The sequence below is a fragment of the Pseudomonas sp. AGC41 genome (assembly GCF_057334555.1).
In genome coordinates this window covers 23,970-30,364 of record NZ_JBHFJB010000029.1, presented here as the reverse complement: position 1 = coordinate 30,364, position 6,395 = coordinate 23,970, and the positions used below count along the sequence as shown (strand labels likewise).

Below are 6,395 nucleotides of genomic sequence, written 5' to 3'. Positions count from 1 at the left end.
CCCCCCCCCCCCCCCCCACCAGGGGGATGCAGATGGATCAGAGGCCTTCGCTGATCGGCAATACGTAGTTCTTGAACTCGGTGTCTTCCTTGAAGCCGATCGATTCGTAGGTTTTCTGCGCGACGTCGTTGTTGCTGCTGGTGGAGACGCGCATGCGCACGGCGTTGGTTTCCTTGGCCATTTTTTTTGCGGTGCGGATCAGGTTGTCGGCAACGAGTTGGCGGCGAGCATCTTCGGCGACGTAGATGTCGTTGAGGATCCACACGCGTTTGAGCGACAGCGACGAGAAGCTTGGGTAGAGCTGGCAGAAGCCGAGCAACTTGCTGTCGTCGTCATCCGGCAGGGCCAGGTAGATCACCGACTCCTTGCGGCGCAGGCGTTTTTCCAGGAAAACTCGGGACGAGTCCGGAAAAGGCAGCGAGCCATAGAATTCCCGGTATTTGACGAACAATGGGGTCAGCAGGTCCAGGTGTTCCAGCGTCGCTTGGATAATCCGCATGGTAGGTCTCGTCTGCAAGGGTCGACATAGCGTCCGACAACAACGACGGACTACCGTGCCAGGATGCTGCCTGAAAGCGGATCAAAAACGCAATTGGCCAAACGGATCAGCTTGGGGGCGGCGCCAGTAGGAAGTTACCTTTCATATCGGCAGCGTTTTCCGCCTCTAGAATCTGAACCTGGGCTTCGTCCTTCAGATTGACCCCCGAAAGCTGTCGGCGACAGGCCTCGCGCATGAGGTAGATCAGGCGATGCGCCGCCATGCCGTAGCTCAGGCCTTCAAGGCGGACGTTGGAGATGCAGTTGCGATAGGCATCGTTCAGGCCAATCTTGGGGGCGTAGGTGAAATAAAGTCCCAGGCTGTCGGGGGAGCTGAGGCCGGGGCGTTCGCCGATCAGGATCACCGACATTTTGGCGCCGAGCCGTTCGGCCACTTCATCGGCCACGGCGACGCGGCCTTGCTCTACCAAAACAATTGGCGACACAGACCAGCCTTCAGCAGCGATCTGTTCTTCCAGCCGCACCAGGAACGGCAACGTATGGCGATGCACCGCCAGCGCCGACAGACCGTCAGCCACCACGATAGCCAAATCGACGCCGCCCGGGTGGACCGTCGCGTAGTCCTGCAGGATCTGTACGGAAGCTTCGTCGAGCCGTCGGCCCAGGTCCGGACGCTGGAGATAGCTATTTCGATCAGCCGCCGCGCTGTGGAGTAGCAGGCTTTCGCGGCCGCGCTCCGTGAGTTGTGCGCGGATGCCCTGGTGATCGAAGGCCAGATGCACGGCGTCTCGGGCCTGGGCGTGGGCGAACTGGAAATCCAGTTGCGCCGAGGTCGGCAGGCTGGTGCCGGTGCGGCCCAAGGCAATGCGCGCCGGAGTCAGGTTGCGCAGATTCAGCCAGGGGTTTTGCGAATCGACGGGGTTTTTATCCATGGGCAGTTTCCTTATCCCAAATGCGCCAAGGCGTGACGAAACGCCGGCGGCAGGTTGTCACCGAACCGCACCCGACCATCGGCCTGGGTGAAGATGCCCATGTTCGCCAGCCATTGCTCGAATTCCGGCGCCGGTTTCAGGCCCAGGGTCTGGCGGGCGTAGAGGGCGTCGTGGAACGAGGTGGTCTGGTAGTTGAGCATGATGTCGTCGGAGCCGGGGATGCCCATGATGAAGTTGATCCCGGCCACGCCCAGCAGGGTCAGCAAGGTGTCCATGTCGTCCTGGTCGGCTTCGGCGTGGTTGGTGTAGCAGATGTCACAACCCATCGGCACGCCCAGGAGCTTGCCGCAGAAATGGTCTTCGAGGCCGGCGCGGATGATCTGTTTGCCGTTGTACAGGTATTCCGGGCCGATGAAGCCGACCACCGTGTTCACCAGGAACGGGTTGAAATGGCGCGCCACGGCGTAGGCCCGGGCCTCGCAGGTCTGCTGGTCGACGCCGTGGTGGGCGTTGGCCGACAGCGCGCTGCCCTGGCCGGTTTCGAAATACATCAGATTATTGCCGAGGGTGCCGCGCTTCAGGCTGAGCCCGGCGTCGTAGCCTTCTTTTAACAGGCTCAGGCTGATGCCGAAACTGGCGTTCGCCGCTTCGGTGCCGGCGATGGACTGGAACACCAGATCCAGCGGCACGCCGCGGTTCGCCGCCTCGATGGAGGTGGTGACGTGGGTCAGCACGCAGCCTTGGGTCGGGATGTCGTAGCGCTGGATGATGGCGTCGAGCATTTCCAGCATCGCGCAGATCGAGGCCGTGCTGTCGGTGGCCGGGTTGATGCCGATCATGGCGTCGCCATTGCCGAAGAGCAGGCCGTCGAGGATGCTCGCGGCGATGCCGGCGGGTTCGTCGGTGGGATGGTTCGGTTGCAGGCGGGTGGACAGGCGCCCGCGCAGGCCAAGGGTGCCGCGGAATCGGGTGACCACGCGAATCTTCTGCGCCACCAGCACCAGGTCTTGCACGCGCATGATCTTCGAGACAGCGGCGACCATTTCCGGTGTGAGCCCGGGGGCCAGCGCCCGCAGGCTGTGTTCGTCGGCGGCGTCGCTTAGCAGCCAGTCGCGAAAGCCGCCAACCGTGAGGTGGCAGACGGCGGCGAAGGCTTGTTTGTCATGGGTGTCGACGATCAGCCGGGTGACCTCGTCGGCCTCGTAGGGAATCAGCATTTCCTGCAGGAAATGGCTGAGTGGCAAGTCGGCCAAGGCCATTTGCGCGGCCACCCGCTCGCCATCATTGAGCGCGGCGATCTCGGCCAGGAAGTCCCCGGAACGCGCCGGGCTGGCCTTGGCCATCAGGTCTTTGAGGCTGTCGAAGCGGTAGGTCCGGGCGCCGACCGTGTGTGCAAAGCTGGCCATACAGGTTCTCCGTGACGGCGCCGCTGGGCGGCGCCGTGGTTTTCGGCACGTTACGGCTTAGTGCAGGGCTTCTTCGGCTTTTTGAATGGCCGCGAATTCCTCTTCGGGCGTGCCTGCGACCAAGTGATGCCGACTGTAGAAGGCAAAGTAAGCAATTAACACTCCATAGATGATCGCGGCGCCGATCACTACCCTAGGATCGACCAGGAAGCCCGCCACCACGGCGATGCACGCCAATACAAGCGCCACGCCCGAGGTGAAGATGCCGCCCGGCGTGCGGTACGGCCGGTCCATTTTGGGGCGGCGGATGCGCAGGGTGATGTGCGCGGCCATCATCAGCACGTAGGAGATGGTCGCGCCGAACACCGCCACCAGAATCAGCAGGTCGCCCTGGCCGGTCAGGGACAGGCCGAAACCGATGATGCCGGGAATCACCAGTGCCAACACCGGTGCCTTGCTTTTATTGGTTTCCGAGAGTTTGCGCGGCAGGTAGCCGGCGCGGGACAAGGCGAAGATCTGCCGCGAGTAGGCGTAGATGATCGAGAAGAAACTGGCGATCAAGCCGGCCAGGCCGACGAGGTTGACGAAGCTGCCCATCCAGGTCGAGCCGCCATAGGCCTTGGCCAGGGCTTCGACCAACGGGTTGCCGGACGCCATCAGCGCATTGGAGCCTGCGCCGCCCGGGCCGATCACCAGGATCAGCAGGGCGAACGCCACCAGCACCAGCATGGCGCCAATCAAGCCGCGCGGCAGGTCGCGCTTGGGGTTCTTGGTTTCTTCGGCCGCCAGCGGCACGCCTTCGACGGCGAGAAAAAACCAGATCGCATAAGGGATCGCCGCCCAGACGCCGACGTAGCCGAAGGGCAGGAACGGGCTGGCGCCTTTAGCCTCGGTGACCGGAATATCGAGCAGGTTGGCGACGTTGAAGTGCGGCACCATCGCCACCAGGAAAACCCCCAGCGCCAGGGCGGCGACGGCGGTGATGATGAACATCAGCTTGAGGGCTTCGCCGACCCCGAATATGTGGATGGCGATGAAGATGATGTAGAACGCCAGGTAGATCATCCAGCCGCCAATCCCGAACAGCGATTGGCAATAAGCACCGATGAACACGGCAATCGCCGCCGGGGCGATGGCGTATTCGATGAGAATCGCCGTGCCGGTGAGAAATCCGCCCCAGGGACCGAATGCGCTGCGGGCAAAGCCGTAGCCGCCGCCCGCGGTGGGGATCATCGAGGACAGCTCGGCGAGGGAAAAACACATGCACAGGTACATCGCGGCCATCAGCAGCGTGGCGAGGAACATGCCGCCCCAGCCGCCCTGGGCCAGGCCGAAGTTCCAGCCGGCATAGTCACCGGAGATGACGTACGCCACCCCCAGCCCCACGAGCAGGACCCAGCCTGCCGCGCCTTTCTTCAGCTCGCGTTGTTGGAAGTATTCGGAGCCGACTTTTTCAAAGTCGACCGAGGACGCTGCCGGTTGCGGGTTTGCATGATCGCTTGGCATAAGGGTTTACCTGTTTTTATTGTTTTTTGGCCCAGTGAAAGCGGCTTGCTCATGAGGCGGTGATTCGGTTGTAGCTGTGCTGGATGTACCGCCGCCTTCGCGAGCAGGCTGGCTCCCACAGTGGAACTGTTTCAACCCTGAAAGCCAGAGTCATCCACAGATCCCTGTGGGAGCGAGCCTGCTCGCGAAAGCAATCCAGAGGGCGAAGCAGGAAAGCCTGCCTCGCCCCCTCTGGCTTAGAAGAACCCCAACGGATTGATGTCGTAGCTCACCAGCAGATTCTTGGTCTGCTGGTAATGGTCGAGCATCATCTTGTGCGTCTCACGCCCGACGCCGGACTTCTTGTAGCCACCGAACGCGGCATGCGCCGGGTACAGGTGGTAGCAGTTGGTCCAGACGCGTCCGGCCTTGATCGCCCGGCCCATGCGGTAGGCGCGGTTGATGTCGCGGGTCCAGAGGCCGGCGCCGAGGCCGAACTCGGTGTCGTTGGCGATCGCCAGGGCTTCGGCTTCGTCCTTGAAGGTGGTGATGCTCACCACCGGGCCGAAGATTTCTTCCTGGAACACGCGCATCTTGTTGGTGCCCTTGAGCAGGGTCGGCTGGATGTAATAACCGCTGGCCAGGTTGCCTTCGAGTTTTTCCACCTTGCCGCCGGTCAGCAGCTCGGCGCCTTCGCCCCTGGCGATTTCCAGATAGGACAGGATCTTGTCGAATTGTTGCTCGGACGCCTGGGCGCCGACCATGGTGTCGGTGTCCAGCGGGTCGCCGCGCTTGATCTGCTGGATCTTCTTCATCACCACTTGCATGAATTCGTCGTAGATCGACTCTTGCACCAGCGCCCGGGATGGGCAGGTGCAGACTTCACCCTGATTGAAGAACGCCAGCACCAGCCCTTCGGCAGCCTTTTCGATGAAGCTCGGCTCGGCCTGCATGATGTCTTCGAAGAAGATGTTCGGCGACTTGCCGCCCAGTTCCACGGTGGACGGGATGATGTTTTCAGCGGCGCATTTCATGATGTGCGAGCCGACCGGTGTCGAGCCGGTGAAGGCAATCTTGGCGATGCGCTTGCTGGTGGCGAGGGCTTCGCCGGCTTCCTTGCCGAAGCCTTGCACTACGTTCAGCACGCCCGGCGGCAGCAGGTCGCCGATCAGCTCCATCAGCACGCAAATGCCCAGCGGGGTCTGTTCGGCGGGCTTGAGCACCACGCAGTTGCCGGCGGCCAGGGCTGGCGCGAGTTTCCAGGCGGCCATCAGCAGCGGGAAGTTCCATGGGATGATCTGCCCGACCACGCCCAGCGGTTCATGGATGTGATAGGCCACGGTGTTGCCGTCGATCTCGGCGGCGGCGCCTTCCTGGGCCCGCAGGCAACCGGCGAAGTAGCGGAAGTGGTCGGCGGCCAGGGGGATGTCGGCGTTGAGGGTTTCACGCACGGCCTTGCCGTTGTCCCAGGATTCGGTGATCGCCAGGGTTTCGAGGTTCTGTTCGATGCGGTCGGCGATTTTCAGCAGGATCAGCGAACGCGCCTGGACCGACGTGGCGCCCCAGGCATCAGCGGCCGCGTGGGCAGCGTCGAGGGCTTTGTCGATGTCTTCGGCGGTGGAACGCGGAAATTCTGCAATGGGCTGGCCATTGACCGGGGAAGTGTTGGTGAAGTACTGACCTTTGACAGGCGCGACGAACTCGCCGCCGATGTAGTTGCCGTATTTGGCCTTGAACGAAACGATAGCGCCTTCAGTACCGGGGTGAGCGTAACGCATGATGAGTTCTCCTTGGCTTTTGTACTTATTGGGGAGCCGCGCAAAAAACGCGCCGGTAACTAAGCCTAGAGCAAAGGTTGGGCCATTGCCTTGCAAGCCTCGGAAATCAAGACTTCAGGAGGAGTCGGTCGGACAAACGGATGGGCTGTGTCACGGTTGCGATACGGTGGGTGTGACAGTTTGTGCCATCGACGAGACAGTCTGTGACTGGCAGGTCGCGCCAGCATTGCAAAGGTCGGTGGGCTGGGGGATGCTGGCGTCGAAGCCAAGTCTATGGACGGACCGCTTTTCGTGGC

At 62.2% G+C, this 6,395-nt stretch carries 5 protein-coding genes; all 5 read right to left on the bottom strand.

Annotated features, from left to right (window positions below; translation table 11 throughout):
• Window positions 1-37: 37 nt before the first annotated feature.
• Window positions 38-499: a GNAT family N-acetyltransferase gene (locus ACE04F_RS05685; protein WP_486105367.1), complete on the bottom strand. Its 462-nt coding sequence runs from the start codon at window positions 497-499 to the stop codon at window positions 38-40.
• A 106-nt stretch (window positions 500-605) separates the two neighbouring features.
• Window positions 606-1,430, bottom strand: a complete 825-nt coding sequence (gene eutC / locus ACE04F_RS05680; RefSeq protein WP_486105366.1) for an ethanolamine ammonia-lyase subunit EutC — start codon at window positions 1,428-1,430, stop codon at window positions 606-608.
• A gap of 11 nt (window positions 1,431-1,441) precedes the next feature.
• Window positions 1,442-2,836, bottom strand: coding sequence for an ethanolamine ammonia-lyase subunit EutB (locus ACE04F_RS05675; RefSeq protein WP_486105365.1), 1,395 nt, complete (start codon window positions 2,834-2,836; stop codon window positions 1,442-1,444).
• 57 nt (window positions 2,837-2,893) lie between these two features.
• Window positions 2,894-4,342: an ethanolamine permease gene (eat, locus tag ACE04F_RS05670; protein WP_486105364.1), complete on the bottom strand. Its 1,449-nt coding sequence runs from the start codon at window positions 4,340-4,342 to the stop codon at window positions 2,894-2,896.
• 236 nt (window positions 4,343-4,578) lie between these two features.
• Window positions 4,579-6,099, bottom strand: a complete 1,521-nt coding sequence (exaC, locus tag ACE04F_RS05665; protein WP_305498559.1) for an acetaldehyde dehydrogenase ExaC — start codon at window positions 6,097-6,099, stop codon at window positions 4,579-4,581.
• Between the last annotated feature and the right edge of the window lie 296 nt (window positions 6,100-6,395).

What these genes read in the sequence shown, in the direction of transcription:
- ACE04F_RS05675 (WP_486105365.1), bottom strand. Translation starts at nt 2,836, where the DNA reads ATGGCCAGCTTTGCACACACGGTCGGCGCCCGGACCTACCGCTTCGAC.
- ACE04F_RS05685 (WP_486105367.1), bottom strand. Translation starts at nt 499, where the DNA reads ATGCGGATTATCCAAGCGACGCTGGAACACCTGGACCTGCTGACCCCA.
- eat (WP_486105364.1), bottom strand. Translation starts at nt 4,342, where the DNA reads ATGCCAAGCGATCATGCAAACCCGCAACCGGCAGCGTCCTCGGTCGAC.
- exaC (WP_305498559.1), bottom strand. Translation starts at nt 6,099, where the DNA reads ATGCGTTACGCTCACCCCGGTACTGAAGGCGCTATCGTTTCGTTCAAG.
- eutC (WP_486105366.1), bottom strand. Translation starts at nt 1,430, where the DNA reads ATGGATAAAAACCCCGTCGATTCGCAAAACCCCTGGCTGAATCTGCGC.